At 74.2% G+C, this 15,363-nt stretch carries 10 protein-coding genes; 6 read left to right on the top strand and 4 right to left on the bottom strand.

Features of this window, described 5'->3' with window-relative positions:
* Positions 1 to 69 precede the first annotated feature (69 nt).
* The gene (locus ACIQ8B_RS12600) at positions 70 to 1,560 is read right to left on the bottom strand and encodes a helix-turn-helix domain-containing protein (protein WP_403546665.1); all 1,491 of its coding nucleotides are present in this window, start codon (positions 1,558 to 1,560) and stop codon (positions 70 to 72) included.
* Between the two features lie 186 nt (positions 1,561 to 1,746).
* Here ACIQ8B_RS12600 and ACIQ8B_RS12595 point away from each other — a divergent pair, with 186 nt between their 5' ends.
* Genes ACIQ8B_RS12595 through ACIQ8B_RS12585 form a run of 3 tightly spaced genes read left to right on the top strand, consistent with a single transcriptional unit; the run spans position 1,747 to position 4,608 of the window.
* Positions 1,747 to 1,902 (top strand): hypothetical protein, encoded by a 156-nt coding sequence (locus ACIQ8B_RS12595; RefSeq protein WP_403546784.1) that lies wholly within the window; start codon positions 1,747 to 1,749, stop codon positions 1,900 to 1,902.
* Between the two features lie 55 nt (positions 1,903 to 1,957).
* Positions 1,958 to 2,926 carry an agmatinase gene (gene speB, locus ACIQ8B_RS12590; RefSeq protein WP_106414129.1) on the top strand — a complete coding sequence of 323 codons (969 nt, stop codon included), beginning with the start codon at positions 1,958 to 1,960 and terminating at the stop codon, positions 2,924 to 2,926.
* Positions 2,923 to 4,608, top strand: coding sequence for a thiamine pyrophosphate-binding protein (locus tag ACIQ8B_RS12585; protein WP_403546664.1), 1,686 nt, complete (start codon positions 2,923 to 2,925; stop codon positions 4,606 to 4,608). The genes speB and ACIQ8B_RS12585 overlap by 4 nt, the downstream gene beginning before the upstream one ends.
* Positions 4,609 to 5,733: 1,125 nt before the next feature.
* On the opposite strand, the gene ACIQ8B_RS12580 is transcribed toward ACIQ8B_RS12585, so the two are convergent.
* The gene (locus ACIQ8B_RS12580) at positions 5,734 to 6,558 is read right to left on the bottom strand and encodes an endonuclease I family protein (RefSeq protein WP_403546663.1); all 825 of its coding nucleotides are present in this window, start codon (positions 6,556 to 6,558) and stop codon (positions 5,734 to 5,736) included.
* 215 nt (positions 6,559 to 6,773) lie between these two features.
* On the opposite strand from ACIQ8B_RS12580, the gene ACIQ8B_RS12575 reads away from it, so the two are divergent.
* From ACIQ8B_RS12575 to ACIQ8B_RS12565, 3 genes are all read left to right on the top strand, one after another.
* A complete protein-coding gene (locus ACIQ8B_RS12575; RefSeq protein ID WP_403546662.1) occupies positions 6,774 to 10,481 on the top strand; it encodes an ABC transporter ATP-binding protein in 3,708 nt (1,235 codons plus the stop codon).
* A gap of 112 nt (positions 10,482 to 10,593) precedes the next feature.
* Positions 10,594 to 10,983: a hypothetical protein gene (locus tag ACIQ8B_RS12570; protein WP_403546661.1), complete on the top strand. Its 390-nt coding sequence runs from the start codon at positions 10,594 to 10,596 to the stop codon at positions 10,981 to 10,983.
* A gap of 106 nt (positions 10,984 to 11,089) precedes the next feature.
* The gene (locus ACIQ8B_RS12565; protein ID WP_403546660.1) at positions 11,090 to 12,523 is read left to right on the top strand and encodes a S28 family serine protease; all 1,434 of its coding nucleotides are present in this window, start codon (positions 11,090 to 11,092) and stop codon (positions 12,521 to 12,523) included.
* A 13-nt stretch (positions 12,524 to 12,536) separates the two neighbouring features.
* Here ACIQ8B_RS12565 and ACIQ8B_RS12560 read toward each other — a convergent pair whose 3' ends face one another.
* Complete coding sequence (locus ACIQ8B_RS12560; protein WP_403546659.1) at positions 12,537 to 13,157, bottom strand: hypothetical protein; 621 nt, start codon at positions 13,155 to 13,157, stop codon at positions 12,537 to 12,539.
* Between the two features lie 215 nt (positions 13,158 to 13,372).
* Positions 13,373 to 15,217, bottom strand: coding sequence for a glycoside hydrolase family 3 protein (locus tag ACIQ8B_RS12555; protein ID WP_403546658.1), 1,845 nt, complete (start codon positions 15,215 to 15,217; stop codon positions 13,373 to 13,375).
* Positions 15,218 to 15,363 lie beyond the last annotated feature (146 nt).

Here is a 15,363-nt window from a genome sequence, read left to right as displayed (position 1 = left end):
ACGTGCGTCACGTACTCGGACGACTCCGCAGTGCTGCTCAGAGGGCCGCCCCCGACGCCGCACGGCCGCTCAGGTCCGCCGCAGCGCGAACCACAGCTCCATCCGCACGTCCGGGTCGTCCAGGTCCGCCTCCAGCAGGGCCGCGCACCGCGCGATCCGCTGCCGCACGGTGTTGCGGTGCACGCCCAGGGCCACCGCCGTGCGGTCCCAGCTGCCGTGCAGGGACAGCCAGGTGCGCACCGTGTCGACCAGGGCCGGGGCCTGCGCCATCGGGGCGAGCAGCGCGCGGGCGTGGGCGTCGGCGTCGTCCGGCGGAACCAGGTCGGTGAGGGCCGGACGGTCGCCGTGGCGCAGCAGCGGGGTGCGGGTGGCGCGGGCCCGGACCAGGGCGCGGGCGGCCTGGGTGTCGGCGGCCGGCCAGTCCCGCGGGGCCGCCGCCGCGCTGACGCCGAGCGTCCAGCCCGGCACCCGGTCCACCGTCCGCCCGTCGGGCACCAGCACCCGCACCGCCTCGTCCGCCACGTCCACCAGCGTCGAGCCGAGCGCGGCGCCCAGCGCGGAGGCGGCCACCGGGTCCGGCGCCCTCCGCCCGTCCGGCCTGCCGTGCACCACCCGCCACCGGTCCCCGCCGAGCAGCGGCGCCACCTCCGCGGGCGTCGCCCCCAGCAGCAGCCGTACCAGCGCGGAGGAGCGGCCGGCGCCGGAGCCGCTGTGCCGCTCGCCCGTGAGCAGGGAGAGCAGCACGGCCGCGACGGACGCGATGGTGTGGTCGCCCGCGTCCCGCCGCGGGGCGGCCGTCCCGAGCACGAACCCCTCGCCGTTGCCCAGCCCGTGGGTGACCAGCCGCACCCCGGCGACCGTGTCGCTCGCGGAGGAGGGGCGGGCGTCCGCGGGTTCCTGCCCGGGATCCGTGCCGCCCGAGGGCCGCACCACCTCCGCGAGCTTCACCAGCGCCGCCCGCACCTCCTCGCCCGGGTCCGCCCCCGCGCCCGCGACCTCGGCGCCCTCGGGGCCGTACAGCACCGCGCGTCCGCCCAGGCGGCGGGCGAGCTGCTGGAGGACGGCGGGGACCGGGTCCGGGCGGGCGGCGGCGGTGGCGAGGCTCTGCTGGGCCTCCGTGACCCGCCGCAGCTCGGCCGTGCGGGCCTGCGCCATCAGCTGCCACAGCGCCCGCGCCACCGCCGAGAACGTCGTCCGGGGCGGCACCTCCAGCAGCGGCAGCCCGTGCATCTCGCACGCCTCCACCAGCGCCCCGGGCACCGTGTCATGCACGGGCGCCACACCGAAGCCGAGCGCCGCCCCGCCCGCCGCGACGATCCGCGAGACGTACGCGTCGAAGTAGCCCGTGCCCGCGCCCTCCGGGACGTGCACGCCCGCCGACAGCAACAGCTCGCCGCCCAGCAGGTACGGGTAGGGGTCGGCCATCTCCGAGGTGTGGGCCCAGTGCACCACGGCGGCCGGGTCCGCGGGGCCCGCGATCCGGCGCAGGCCCAGGTCCGCGCGGGCCAGCAGCGCGTCCAGGGGCACGGGAGGTGTGGGCGGAACAGTGGGGTCCGGCATGGTGGACGTTTCCTCCATCCCAGGCTGCCGATCGTGGATGAAACGTACACTTCGCAGTCGCTTTCCGGCCACTTAAGGTCGGGTCACCGGCACACCCGCGGGCACGGGCGGATGTTTCCGCGCGGCCACCGGTGAACGCGATCCGTTGCACGACACGCCACCGACAGTGCGCGAAGGAGACCCCGTATGGCCCTGGACCACATGGGCATCGTCGTCTCCCCCGCCACCCGCCCCACCGACGCGGCCGTGCTCGCCGCCTGGCGCGAACGCCTCGCCGGACGCGTCCCCGCGCCGGACAGCACGTCCGAAACCGTGTCCGAACAGGCCCCGGCCGCCCAGTAGCATCGTGGCCGGTCAGCACATACGCGACGAAACGCAGAAAAGAGAGCAGTCCGCCATGAGCAGCAACGAGACGCCCCGCGGCCCCGTCGACTCCTCCCGCGTGCCGCGCTACGCGGGTCCCGCGACCTTCGCCCGGCTGCCCCGCCTCGACGAGGTCGGCCGCGCCGACGTCGCCGTGGTCGGCGTGCCGTTCGACTCGGGCGTCTCCTACCGGCCCGGCGCCCGCTTCGGCGGCAACGCCATCCGCGAGGCGTCCCGGCTGCTGCGCCCCTACAACCCCGCGCAGGACGCCTCTCCGTTCGCCCTGGCGCAGGTCGCGGACGGCGGTGACATCGCCGTCAACCCGTTCCACATCAACGAGGCCGTCGAGACCGTGGAGGCCGCCGCCGACGACCTCCTCGGCACCGGCGCCCGCCTGATGACCCTCGGCGGCGACCACACCATCGCGCTGCCGCTGCTGCGCTCGGTCGCCAAGAGGCACGGCCCGGTCGCGCTGCTCCACTTCGACGCGCACCTCGACACCTGGGACACCTACTTCGGCGCCGAGTACACCCACGGCACGCCGTTCCGCCGGGCCGTCGAGGAGGGCGTCCTCGACACCTCCGCCCTCTCCCACGTCGGCATCCGCGGCCCGCTGTACGGCAAGCAGGACCTCACCGACGACGAGAAGATGGGCTTCGGCATCGTCACCTCCGCCGACGTCTACCGCCGCGGCGCCGACGAGGTCGCCGACCAGCTCCGCCAGCGCATCGGCGACCGCCCGCTGTACGTCTCCATCGACATCGACTGCCTCGATCCCGCCCACGCGCCCGGCACCGGCACCCCCGAGGCGGGCGGCATGACCTCCCGCGAACTGCTGGAGATCCTGCGCGGCCTCGCCTCCTGCAACCTGGTCTCGGCCGACGTCGTCGAGGTGGCGCCCGCCTACGACCACGCCGAGATCACCTCGGTCGCCGCGTCCCACACGGCGTACGAACTGATCACGATCATGTCCCGGCAGATCGCGGAGGCCCGCGCCAAGTGACGCACGACCACGACCTGGAGCTCCGCCCGACCGCCGCCCAGACGGAGGCGGCGCTGAACCCTCCCCCCGGCCGTACCGGCGGTGACCTGGTCGTGGAGACCCTGGCCGGGCTCGGCGCGACGACCGTCTTCGGCCTGCCCGGCCAGCACGCCCTCGGCGTGTTCGACGCCCTGCGCCGCTCCGGCCTGCGCTACATCGGCCTGCGCGTGGAGAACAACGCCGGCTTCGCGGCGGACGCGTACGGCCGCATCACCGGCGAGGCGGCCCCGCTGCTGCTGTCCACCGGCCCCGGCGCGCTGACCTCGCTGGCCGCGCTGCAGGAGGCGGCGGCCGCGTCCGCACCGGTGCTGGCGATCAGCAGTCAGGTGCCGACCGCCGGGCTCGGCGGCGGCCGCCACGGCTATCTGCACGAACTCCCCGACCAGTCCGCCTCGTTCCGGGGCGTGGTCAAGTCCGTGCACACGGTCCGCACGGCCTCCCAGATCCCCTCGGCGATCGCGGCGGCCTGGAAGTCGGCGCTCACCGTCCCGCACGGACCGGTGTGGGTGGAGATCCCGCAGGACGTGCTGCTCGCCGGGACGATGCTGCCGGTGGTGACGGCGATGGACGCCACCCCGGACGAGCTGCCCCCACGCCCCGAACTCACCGCGCTCGCCGCGCACCTGCTGGCCGGCGCGGACCGCCCGGCGATCATCGCGGGCGGGGGAGTGGTCCGCTCCGACGCCTCCGGCAAGCTGCGGCAGCTCGCCGAGCGGATCCAGGCGCCGGTGGTGACCACCCCCGGCGGCAAGGGCGCCTTCCCGTGGACCCACCCGCTGTCCCTCCAGTCCTGGCTGGAGGACCGCCACACCACCGACTTCCTGGAGGACGCGGACGTCCTGCTCGTCGTCGGCTCCGGACTCGGCGAACTCTCCTCGAACTACCACACGTTCGCGCCGCGCGGCCGGGTCGTCCAGATCGAGGCCGACCTCGGCAAGCTGGAGTCCAACCACCCCGGCATCGGCATCCACGCGGACGCCCGCCTCGCGCTCCAGGCGCTCCTGGAGACGGTCGAACCGCGTGAGGACGATACCGCCCCCGCGCGGGTGCGGGAGCTGCTGGACCGGGTGCGGGCCCGCATCGACGCGCAGGACCTCGCGCTGGAGCAGCAGGTGCTGACGGCCGTGCGGCGCGCCCTGCCGACCGGTTCGCCGTCCTTCTGGGACATGACGATCCTCGCCTACTGGGCGTGGTCGGCGTTCGACGCGATGGGCCCCAACCACCTGCACTCGGCGCAGGGCGCCGGCGGCCTCGGCTACGGCTTCCCGGCGGCCCTCGGCGCGGCGGTCGCCGACCCCACCCGCCCGGTGCTGGCGGTCTCCGGCGACGGCGGCGCGCTGTACTCGATCGCCGAGCTGGCCACGGCACGGCAGTACGACCTCGACGTCACCTGGCTGATCGTCGACGACGGTGGCTACGGCATCCTGCGCGAGTACATGACCGACGCCTTCGGCGAGCCCACGGCGACGGAACTGACCCGCCCGGACTTCGTGGCCCTGGCGCGGTCCTTCGGGGTGCCGGGAGCGCGGACCACCCCCGAGACCCTGGAGCGGGACCTCGCCGAGGCCCTGGCGGCTCCGGGCCCGTCCGTGGTCGTCCTCCCGGCGGTCCTGCGGATGTTCGCGCCGACCCACCTGGACTGAGCCCGCGGCACCGCTTCCCGCGGCGGGCACGTCCGCCGGGGGTGTCCGGCGCGTGCCCCGGTTCGCCGTGGGTGACAGCACCGTGGCGCGGGTGAGCAGGTCGTCCGGGTGCGTGCGGTCGCCCGTCCCCGGGACGAGCACGGTGAGGCCCGTTCGGGCGCCGCTCGGGGACGGGACCGCCGGCCGCGTCCGCACCCGGCTGGACAACGTCGGCACTCCCGGCCCCGGAGCACAGCCGCACACCGCGAGGCCGCGTCGAGGACCTGGGCCGCACCGTCCCTGGGATCACCGAGCCCGCGGGAACCCGGCACCGCCGACGTCCGCGCACGTGCGCCCTCCTCGCTTCGGGACTCCTGCGGGCTCCGGGGCGGGGCGGCTTCCGGGGGGACGTCCCAGGAGGGCGGAACGAGGCGGAACGGCAGGCCGGGCAAGGGCGTCGGGCCGGTGGGGAGCGGCCTCGGGCGCGTCGGCTCAGCGGGCCATCCAGCGGTCCGACTCCCGTGCCCGCGCGTCCAACGCGGTGACGACGGCGGCCGAGGAGGCGTGGGGATCGCCGGCCTCGCATCGCTGCCGGGACCGCTGTTCCCCGGCCGGGGGCGGCACCGCCGCGTCGCGGTTCCGCCCGGCCCACGGGTCCGCGTTCCTGCGGCCGGGGGCGCCGGCCGTCCGGCACCCGGCGGAGCCTCCCCTCCGGGGTGAGGACGACGCACTCTGGTCCGCCCCTGCCTCGTGGCCCGCGAACACGGGGAGGAGGCCCGGCGGCGACGGGCCCGGCACCGCACGCTGTGGCTCGCCGTGCACGGGATCGACGCCGGGCCGCTGACCCTCCGCGGTGCGGAGGCGGCGGCACGAGGAACGGAGACGACGAGGTGCGGCTCCTGCCCTGGGCGGGACCGGACGGCAGGCCCCGCTGCCTCGTCACGGACGGGAACGGCTGCCCCTCCCGCCTCGCCGGCACCGTCGAGCAGGTGCGGCTCGCCACGGCCGGCGATCGCCTCGGCCGCGCGGCGGACCTGCTGGGGGACCGCCGCGCGACCGCGGACCAGCTCCGGTTCCCGCTCGCCCGCACGCACGCGTCGCTGACCGACGTGCGCCGGATCGCCGGGAGCCGGGGCGCCCGCCCGGCTACCAGATCGCCTCGACCCACTCCGGGTGGTCGATGAACGGGTTGCGGTTGTGCTGGTAGGAGTCGTGGATGACGTCGTTGCGGCGCTGCTCGAAGGCGTCCGGCGGGTCCTGCTCGTGCCACGCCTTGAGCACGGAGAGCTTGCCGGTGTACGGCGCGCTGCCGTTGTTCACGCGGTCGTTGGGCTCCAGGTCGGGCCAGCCGTCGGTGCCCTCGTAGCGGACCGCCATGTAGAAGATCATGCGGGCCACGTCGCCCTTGACCGCGTCGCGCGGCTCGAAGGAGTCGGAGTCGGTGAGGCTGCCGCCGCCGTTCGCGACGGCGCTGCCGCCGTTGTCGAAGTCCTTGTTGCCGCGGATGCTGTTGACCTGGACGTCGGTCGGGCGCAGGTGGTGGATGTCGGTGCCGGGGCCGGTGGAGGTGCCGAAGCCGCCGTGGGACTTGGCCCAGACGTGCTCGCGGTTCCAGTCGCCGGTGTCGCCGCCGTTCGCGCTCTTGCTGCGGGAGGCGCCGGAGTACAGCAGGATCACGTTGCCGCTGTTCGCCGGGTCCTCGTCGGTCTCCTTGAGGGCGTTCCAGACGGCCGAGTACGAGAGCTTCGTCTGGTCGCTGATGATCGTGTGCAGGGCGGACCTGAGGGCCGCGCCGGTCCTGCCCTCGGCGCCCTCGTAGTAGTCGGCCACGACGGCGGCCCGGGCGGGCGCGGGGGCGGGGGTCTCGGCGCCGGCCGTGGCGGGGGTCAGGGCGGGGACGGCGAGTCCGGCCAGGAGGGCGGCGCTCGCCAGCGCCACCGCCTTCCGGCGCCGTATGCGTACAGCGAGCATGTGAGGTGTCCGATCTACGCGGGTTGCACGAGGGAGATACCCGCGAGACTGGCATGCACATGCAGTCGGGCGCGTGGAGGGAACGTGTCGATCGCGTGACGGCCGTCCGACCGTGTGTGGTCGCCGCGCGCCGCCGGAATCGTTGCGGAGGGATGAAATCCGCTCCGGTCGGCGTTGGTGCCTTCCGGAAGATCAGGACGATCGGAGGACACCGCGTGACAGCGCAACGGGGATGGGCACGACGACTGGCCGCCTACGCGTGGCGCCACCCCAAGGACGTCGTCCTGGCCCTCGGCTCCTCCCTCGCCGGCATGGCTGTGATGGCCCTGGTCCCGCTGATCACCAAGGTGATCATCGACGACGTCATCGGCGACAGGACCCGGGACATGGGCACCTGGGCCGGCCTGCTGATCGGCGCCGCGCTCGCCGTCTACGTCCTCACCTACGTCCGCCGCTACTACGGCGGACGCCTCGCTCTCGACGTCCAGCACGACCTGCGCACCGAGATGTTCGGGTCGATCGCCCGGCTCGACGGCAGACGCCAGGACGAGCTGTCCACCGGGCAGGTCGTCGGCCGCGCCACCAGCGACCTCCAGCTCATCCAGGGCCTGCTCTTCATGCTGCCGATGACCATCGGCAACCTGCTGCTGTTCCTGATCTCCCTGGTCATCATGGCGTCGCTGTCCCTGCCGCTCACCGCCGTCGCGCTCGCCGTGGCCCCCGCCCTGTGGTGGATCGCCAAGCGCAGCCGCACCCGGCTGCACCCCTCCACCTGGTACGCGCAGGCGCAGGCGGGCGCCGTCGCCGGGGTGGTCGACGGCGCGGTCAGCGGCGTGCGCGTGGTCAAGGGCTTCGGCCAGGAGGACCAGGAGACCGGAAAGCTCCGCGAGGTCGGCCGCCGGCTGTACGCGGGACGCCTGCGCACCATCCGGCTGAACTCCCGCTACACCCCCGCCCTCCAGTCCGTGCCCGCGCTGGGCCAGGTGGCGATGCTCGCCCTCGGCGGCTGGCTCGCGGTGCGCGGGCAGATCACCCTCGGCACCTTCGTCGCCTTCTCCACCTACCTCGCCCAGCTCGTCGGCCCGGTCCGGATGCTCGCCGTCGTCCTCACCGTCGCCCAGCAGGCCCGCGCCGGCACCGAACGCGTCCTCGACCTGATCGACACGGAGCCGTCCCTCACCGACGGCACCAAGGACCTGCCCGCCGACGCCCCGGCGACCGTCGAGTTCGACGACGTCGCCTTCGGCTACGACCCCGAGCGGCCCGTGCTGGACGGCCTGTCCTTCGAGATCCGCCCCGGCGAGACGCTCGCCGTGGTCGGCGCCTCCGGCTCCGGCAAGTCCACCGTCTCCCTGCTGCTGCCGCGCTTCTACGACGTCACCCGCGGCGCCGTCCTGGTCGGCGGCCACGACGTGCGCGAGCTGACCACCGAGTCGCTGCGCGCCGCCATCGGCCTGGTCCCGGAGGACTCGTTCCTGTTCTCCGACACCGTGCGCGACAACATCGCGTACGGCCGCCCCGACGCCACCGACGAGCAGATCGAGGCCGCCGCCCGCGCCGCCCAGGCCGACCGCTTCATCGACGAACTGCCCGACGGCTACGACACCACCGTCGGCGAGCACGGCCTGACCCTGTCCGGCGGACAGCGCCAGCGCATCGCCCTGGCCCGCGCGATCCTCACCGACCCGCGCCTCCTCGTCCTGGACGACGCGACGTCCGCCGTGGACGCACGGGTCGAGCACGAGATCCACGAGGCGCTGAAGAGCGTCATGCGGGGCCGCACCACCCTGCTGATCGCCCACCGCCGCTCCACCCTGAACCTCGCCGACCGCATCGCCGTCCTCGACGGCGGCCGGCTCGCCGACATCGGCACCCACGACGAGCTCCAGCGGCGCTGCCCGCTGTACCGCAGGCTGCTCACCGACCCCGACGAACTGGGCGCCGTCTCCCCGGGCCACACCCCGCCCGCCGGGCCGCGCGAGGAGGACACCTCCGTCCGCGCCGAGCTGGACGCCGAGTTCGACGCCGAGCGGGGCGTCACCCCCCGCCTGTGGACCGGCGACCGCGAGCCCCGCGACACCGCCCTGGACGGCGCCCCCGCCGGCCCGGAACTGCTCGCACAGGTCGCCGCCCTGCCCCCGGCCGACGACGTCCCCGACGTCGACGAGGAGCGCGCCGTCCGCGCCGAGGACTCCTACGGCCTGCGCCGTCTGCTCCAGGGCTTCCGCACCCCCCTGCTGATCAGCCTCGGCCTGGTCGCCGTGGACGCCGGCATGGGCCTGCTGCTGCCGGTGCTGATCCGGCACGGCATCGACGAGGGCGTCACCCGCGCCGCCCAGGGCGCGGTCTGGGCGGCCGCCCTGCTGGGCCTGCTCACCGTGCTCACCCAGTGGGCGGCGCAGACCGGCGAGATCCGGATGACCGGACGCACCGGCGAACGCGTGCTGTACTCGCTGCGGCTGAAGATCTTCGCCCAGCTCCAGCGGCTCGGCCTCGACTACTACGAGCGCGAGCTGACCGGCCGGATCATGACCCGGATGACCACGGACGTCGACGCGCTGTCCACGTTCCTGCAGACCGGCCTGGTCACCGCGTTCGTCTCGGTGGTCACCTTCTTCGGCATCATGGTCGCCCTGCTGGTGCTCGACGTCGGTCTCGCCCTCGTCGTGTTCGCCACCCTGCCCCCGCTGATCCTCGCCACGTACGTCTTCCGCCGGGCCAGCGTGAAGGCGTACGAGCTGGCGCGGGAGCGGGTGTCGGCGGTCAACGCCGACCTGCAGGAGTCGGTGGCCGGGCTGCGGATCGTGCAGGCCTTCCGCCGCGAGCGGGACGGCGCCCGGCGGTTCGCCGAACGCAGCGCCGCCTACCGCAGTGCCCGCATCCGCGGCCAGTGGCTGATCTCGGTGTACTTCCCGTTCGTGCAGCTGCTGTCCTCGGTCGCCGCGGTGGCGGTGCTGGTGGTGGGCGGCGGCCGGGTGGACGACGGCACGCTGGCCATCGGCTCGCTGGTCGCGTACCTGCTCTACATCGACCTGTTCTTCGCGCCCGTGCAGCAGCTCTCCCAGGTCTTCGACGGCTACCAGCAGGCGTCCGTCTCCCTCGGCCGGATCCAGGAGCTGCTGCGCGAGCCGACCTCCACCGAGGCGCCGGCCGAGCCGCTGCCGGTGACGTCCCTGCGCGGCGAGATCGCCTTCGAGGACGTGCACTTCTCCTACGGTGACGGCGAGGAGGCCCTCACCGGCGTCGACCTGACCATCCCCGCCGGGCAGACCGTCGCCTTCGTCGGCGAGACCGGCGCGGGCAAGTCCACCCTGGTCAAGCTGGTCGCCCGGTTCTACGACCCCGCCTCCGGGCGGGTCACCGTGGACGGCGCCGACCTGCGCGACCTGGACCTGACCGCGTACCGGCACCGGCTGGGCGTCGTGCCGCAGGAGGCGTACCTCTTCCCCGGCACCGTCCGCGACGCCATCGCCTACGGCCGTCCGGACGCCACCGACGCCGAGGTGGAGGCCGCGGCCCGCGCGGTCGGCGCGCACGAGATGATCGCCACGCTGGACGGCGGCTACCTGCACGAGGTCGCCGAGCGCGGCCGCAACCTGTCGGCCGGACAGCGCCAGCTGATCGCGCTCGCCCGCGCCGAACTCGTCGACCCGGACGTGCTGCTGCTCGACGAGGCCACCGCCGCCCTCGACCTCGCCACCGAGGCACAGGTCAACGCGGCGACCGACCGCATCGCGGGCCGCCGCACCACACTGGTCGTCGCCCACCGCCTGACCACCGCCGCCCGCGCCGACCGGGTGATCGTCATGGACCACGGCCGCGTCGCCGAGGACGGCACGCACGAGGAACTGCTGCGCAAGGGCGGCCGGTACGCCGCGCTGTGGCGGACGTTCGTCGGCGAGGACGTACCGGCGCCGGCCTGATCCGGCCGTTCACCACCGGTGCGCACCGGCTCGCGCAACCGTGCGGCTCACGCCGTGCGTCCGTACACGCGTACGCCGCCGGTCGCGGCGGGCGCGGTACAGGAGGACGACTGTGCGCAGTGGAGCGATACACCGGCGGCTCGCGCTGGGCCTTGCGGTGCTGACCACGTCGGGGCTGCTCGCCGTGGCCGCGCCGGCCCAGGAGGCGGAGGCGGCCGCGCTGTGCCCCGGACGCAAGGTGCGGACCCTGCCCTTCTCCACCGGGTCGGTGCTCGTCTACAAGCGCGGCGGGTACGTCTGCGCCGTCACCGTCGCCAGGAAGCCGGGCGTGAAGCGGACGATGGCGGTGAGCGTGCGGGCGCGCGGCGGACGCCCGGTGGTCGACGAGGGGCAGTTCGCCCACCACGCGGGCCCGGTGACCGCGCACGCCGGACGCCGCTGCGTCTGGGTCACCGGCCGGGTCGCGGCGGGCTCCGTCAGTTCCGGCTGGATCCTGTGCTGACCCCTCCGCACACCGGACCCGCACAGGGTTTTCCCTATGTCCCCTGGTGCGGTGAGGAGTTGGTCGAGTAGCTTCCGGCGCACATCTGTCTCACAGGGGAGTGCGCATGCGCAAGGCGCTCAGATGGCTGCTGGCGCTCACGGTGCTCATAGGCACACTGAGCACGGCCGGGGCGGCCACCGCCGCCGAGCCGGAGGCCACCGGCACCACTGACATCAAGGAGAGGCTGCTCGCGGTCCCGGGCATGAGCCTCATCGAGGAGAAGCCGTACACCGGGTACCGCTTCTTCGTCCTCAACTACACCCAGCCGGTCGACCACCGCAGGCCCGCCAAGGGCACGTTCCAGCAGCGGATCACCGTGCTGCACAAGGACACCGCGCGGCCCACCGTCTTCCACACCGGCGGCTACAGCGTCTCCACGACGCCCCGCCGCGCCGAGCCGACCCAGATCGTGGACGGCAACCAGGTCTCCATGGAGTACCGCTTCTTCACCCCGTCCCGGCCCGAGCCGGCCGACTGGAGCAAGCTGGACATCTGGCAGGCGGCCAGCGACCAGCACCGCATCTTCACCGCGCTGAAGAAGATCTACACCGAGAACTGGATCTCCACGGGCGGCTCCAAGGGCGGCATGACCGCCACCTACTACGAGCGCTTCTACCCGAAGGACATGGACGGCGTCGTCGCCTACGTCGCCCCCAACGACGTGGTGAACAAGGAGGACTCGGCCTACGACCGGTTCTTCCGCACCGTCGGCACCGAGGAGTGCCGCGACCGGCTGAACGGCGTGCAGCGCGAGGCGCTGGTGCGCCGGGCCCCGCTGGAGAAGAAGTACGCCGCGTACGCCGCCGAGAACGGCTACACCTTCGACACCATCGGCAGCCTGGACCGCGCCTACGAGGCGGTCGTCCTGGACTACGTGTGGGGCTTCTGGCAGTACAGCACCGTCGCCGACTGCCAGGACATCCCGGCGGACGCGAAGAACGCCACCGACGAGGAGATCTGGAACTCCGTCGACACGATCTCCGGCTTCTCGTTCTACACGGACCAGGGCCTGAGCCCGTACACGCCGTACTACTACCAGGCCGGCACCCAGCTGGGCGCGCCGACCATCCACTTCCCGCACATCGAGAAGAAGTACGTCCGCTACGGCTACCAGCCGCCGCGCAACTTCGTGCCGCGCTCCATCGACATGAAGTTCCAGCCGCACGCCATGCGGGACGTCGACACCTGGGTCCGCCACAACGCCCGGCACATGCTGTTCGTGTACGGCGAGAACGACCCGTGGGGCGCCGAGCCGTTCCGCCTCGGCAAGGGCGCCCGCGACTCGTACGTGTTCACCGCGCCCGGCATGAACCACGGCGCGAACGTGGCCGGCCTGGTCGAGAAGGAGAAGGCGCTGGCCACGGCCCGCATCCTGGACTGGGCGGGCGTCGCCCCGAACGCCGTCCAGGCGAACCCGGCGGCGGCCGAGCCGCTGGCGAAGTTCGACGCGAAGCTCGACAAGCGGGACGTCGAGCCGCGGCACGCGCTGCGTCCGTGAGGCCGGGGCGGGGTCACACCGGGACGGCGCAGCCGACCGGCAAGGCCCCGCCCAGCCGGACGTAGAGGGCCGTGGACGCCGGGCAGCCGGACCGGGCGTCCACGGCCTTCGTCACCTTGAACTCCGGGTCCCTCGGCCCGCTTCCGTCGCAGGCGGTCTCCCGGACCCTGCCGCCGCCGAGGGAGTGGAGGCAGTCGCCGACGACGGTGCGCGGACCGCCCCCGCCGCCCGGGTCGCCCGGGTGCGGCGGCTGGAGGCTGCGCATGCAGGCGTAGCCGCGCGGCACCATGCCGTCGCCGTCCTCGTCGGCGGCGGGACGCCGCTCGCTGATGTGCAGCACGAAGTCGGTGGTGGGCGGGCACAGCGGCCCGTCGCGCGTGGTGCCGTCGTGCCGGGCCGCCACCCGTGCCGCGGCGCGCTCGCTCGCGCAGGACACCTCGGTGAAACTGGTGCGCCCGAAGGAGCTGCACTCGCCGATGTCGAGGAACACGGCCCCGTGCCCCGAGGGCCGCACCGGTGAGGCCACGGCCGCCGTCCCGCCCGCCCCGTCCCGGGGCGCCTCCCGGCACCCGGCGAGCAGCGCCACCCCCGCCAGGGCCCCCACGGCCCGTACTCCCCACGCGTGCACGCGCATCGACGCCTCCCCCGGAATCACCCGCCCCCAGCCTGACCGCCCGACGCCGGGACACGCCGGACAAGTGGGATCGTTCGCGCATACGGGGGGTGAGGGCTCGGGCGGGTGACGTGGAGGAGTCACGTCCGGCCGGGGAGGCGCCGTGATCAGGGCTGACCGGGACGCCTCGCCCGGACCGGCCGGGCCCCACGCTCCGGACGAGGCGTCCCGGGCCGTCAGTACGTCAGCCCGTGCCCCACCGGGTACAGCACCGCCGTCGGGTCGTCGGCGCGCTGGACCGGGACGGGGAGCCTGCCGCGCGGGCGTGCCCTGCCGGCGATCGTGCGGGCCGCCGCGCGGAGCTCGACGTCGGTCCAGGAGTACGACGCGAGATACGCGCGGACGCCGGGCAGGTGGGCCACGTCGTACGGGTTGCGGATCGCCACCGCGACGACCGGCTTCCCGGTGGCCAGCAGTCGCTCGACGAGCGTCCTCTGGCTGCTGGAGCCGGTGACGTTGTACGTGCCGACGACCACCGCGTCCGCGTCCCGGGCGGCCGTCACGGCCCTGTCGACGGTCGCCGCCGAGGGCGCCGTCCCCGTGGACAGGGCGGTCGCGGTGAAGCCCAGCTCGGTCAGGGTGTCCGCGAGCACCCCGGTGGGCGGGCCCGTGGTGCCGGACGGGGAGGCCGGGTCGGCGCCGACCACCAGCACCTTGGGCGTGCGGCGGCGGGACAGCGGCAGCAGGCCGCCCTCGTTGACCATCAGGGTCGTGCCGTGCTCGGCGATCCGGTCGGCCGCGGCCAGGTGCGACCGGGTGCCGACGACCCGGTCCACGCCCGCGTGGCTGACGTACGGGTCGTCGAACAGGCCCAGACGGGCCTTCAGGCGCAGCACGCGCAGGATCGATTCGTCGAGGCGCGCCTCCGTCAGCTCGCCGTCCCGTACGGCCTTCAGGACCGCGTTCCAGGCGACGTCCAGGGACGGCGGGTTGAGCAGCTGGTCCACGCCCGCCTTCAGCGCCAGCACCGGCACCCGGTCGTCGCCGTACTTGGTGCGCACGCCCTCCATGCCGAGGGAGTCGGTCACCACGACGCCGTCGTAACCCAGCTCCTCGCGCAGGATGCCGGTGAGGATCGGGTGGGAGAGGGTGGCCGGGTCCTCGGCGCCGTCGAGCGCCGGGACGACGATGTGCGCGGTCATGATCGAGTCGATGCCCGCGGCGATCGCCGCGCGGAACGGCGGCGCGTCCAGCTCCTCCCACTGCTCGCGGGTGTGGTGGATCCACGGCAGGTCCTCGTGGCTGTCGGTGACCGTGTCGCCGTGCCCGGGGAAGTGCTTGGCGGTGGCCGCGACACCGGACGACTCGTAGCCCCGCACCTCCGCCGCGACGAGTTCCGCGACCGATCCCGGGTCGGAGCCGAAGGAACGCACGCCGATCACCGGGTTGGCCGGATTGACGTTCACGTCGGCCACGGGGGAGTAGTTCTGCCGGATGCCCAGGGCGCGCAGCTCACGGCCCGCGATCCGGCCCAGGGTGCGCGCGTCGGACCGCGAGCCACCCGCGCCGACGTTCATCGCGCCCGGCAGCAGCGTCGCCGGCTCGCCCACGCGGGCCACGATGCCGTGCTCCTGGTCGGTCGAGATCAGCACCGGCAGACCGCGCGGCAGACCGAGGGCCGCCTTCTGGATGCCGTTGGAGAGGTCGGCGATCTGGTGCGGGTCGCGGGTGTTGTGCGCCCAGGCGAAGTAGATGATGCCGCCGACGCGGTACCTGGCGACCAGCTCGGCCGCGGTGCGCACGCCGATCTCCTTCAGGTTGGCGTCGACGTCGGCCTGGTCGGGGTCGGTGGCGGAGTGGCCGTAGACCCGCATCACGAAGAGCTGGCCGACCTTCTCCTCCAGCGTCATACGGGAGACGAGGGCGCGCAGCTCGCGGTCGTCGGGGCGGTGCCCGCCGGTGGCCGCGTGGACGGTGCCGCCGGCCGCCAGGACGGAGGTGACGCCCGCCGTCGCGGCGAGGACGGTGCGTCGGGACGGACGGGCGGTGCTTGCCGTGCTTCCGGGGCTGCTGTCGGGCACGTGCGCTCCTTTGGAAGGTGATCCGCGGGGACCGGGGATCCGCTGAAGGAAACTGCCAGGAGGCCACCAATATCCGGGAAGTTTCTGCCAGTCAAGGGCGTGTGCAGCATCCGGAGGGGCCGTCGTCGGCGCGGCGGGAGGGGGCC

The sequence above is a fragment of the Streptomyces sp. NPDC096105 genome, from assembly GCF_044763335.1.
Taxonomy (GTDB): domain Bacteria; phylum Actinomycetota; class Actinomycetes; order Streptomycetales; family Streptomycetaceae; genus Streptomyces.
The sequence above is the reverse complement of the archived record's forward strand: the minus strand, read 5'-3'. Positions and strand labels throughout refer to the sequence as shown.

What these genes read in the sequence shown, in the direction of transcription:
- ACIQ8B_RS12565 (WP_403546660.1), top strand. Translation starts at nt 11,090, where the DNA reads ATGCGCAAGGCGCTCAGATGGCTGCTGGCGCTCACGGTGCTCATAGGC.
- speB (WP_106414129.1), top strand. Translation starts at nt 1,958, where the DNA reads ATGAGCAGCAACGAGACGCCCCGCGGCCCCGTCGACTCCTCCCGCGTG.
- ACIQ8B_RS12600 (WP_403546665.1), bottom strand. Translation starts at nt 1,560, where the DNA reads ATGCCGGACCCCACTGTTCCGCCCACACCTCCCGTGCCCCTGGACGCG.
- ACIQ8B_RS12580 (WP_403546663.1), bottom strand. Translation starts at nt 6,558, where the DNA reads ATGCTCGCTGTACGCATACGGCGCCGGAAGGCGGTGGCGCTGGCGAGC.
- ACIQ8B_RS12595 (WP_403546784.1), top strand. Translation starts at nt 1,747, where the DNA reads ATGGCCCTGGACCACATGGGCATCGTCGTCTCCCCCGCCACCCGCCCC.
- ACIQ8B_RS12560 (WP_403546659.1), bottom strand. Translation starts at nt 13,157, where the DNA reads ATGCGCGTGCACGCGTGGGGAGTACGGGCCGTGGGGGCCCTGGCGGGG.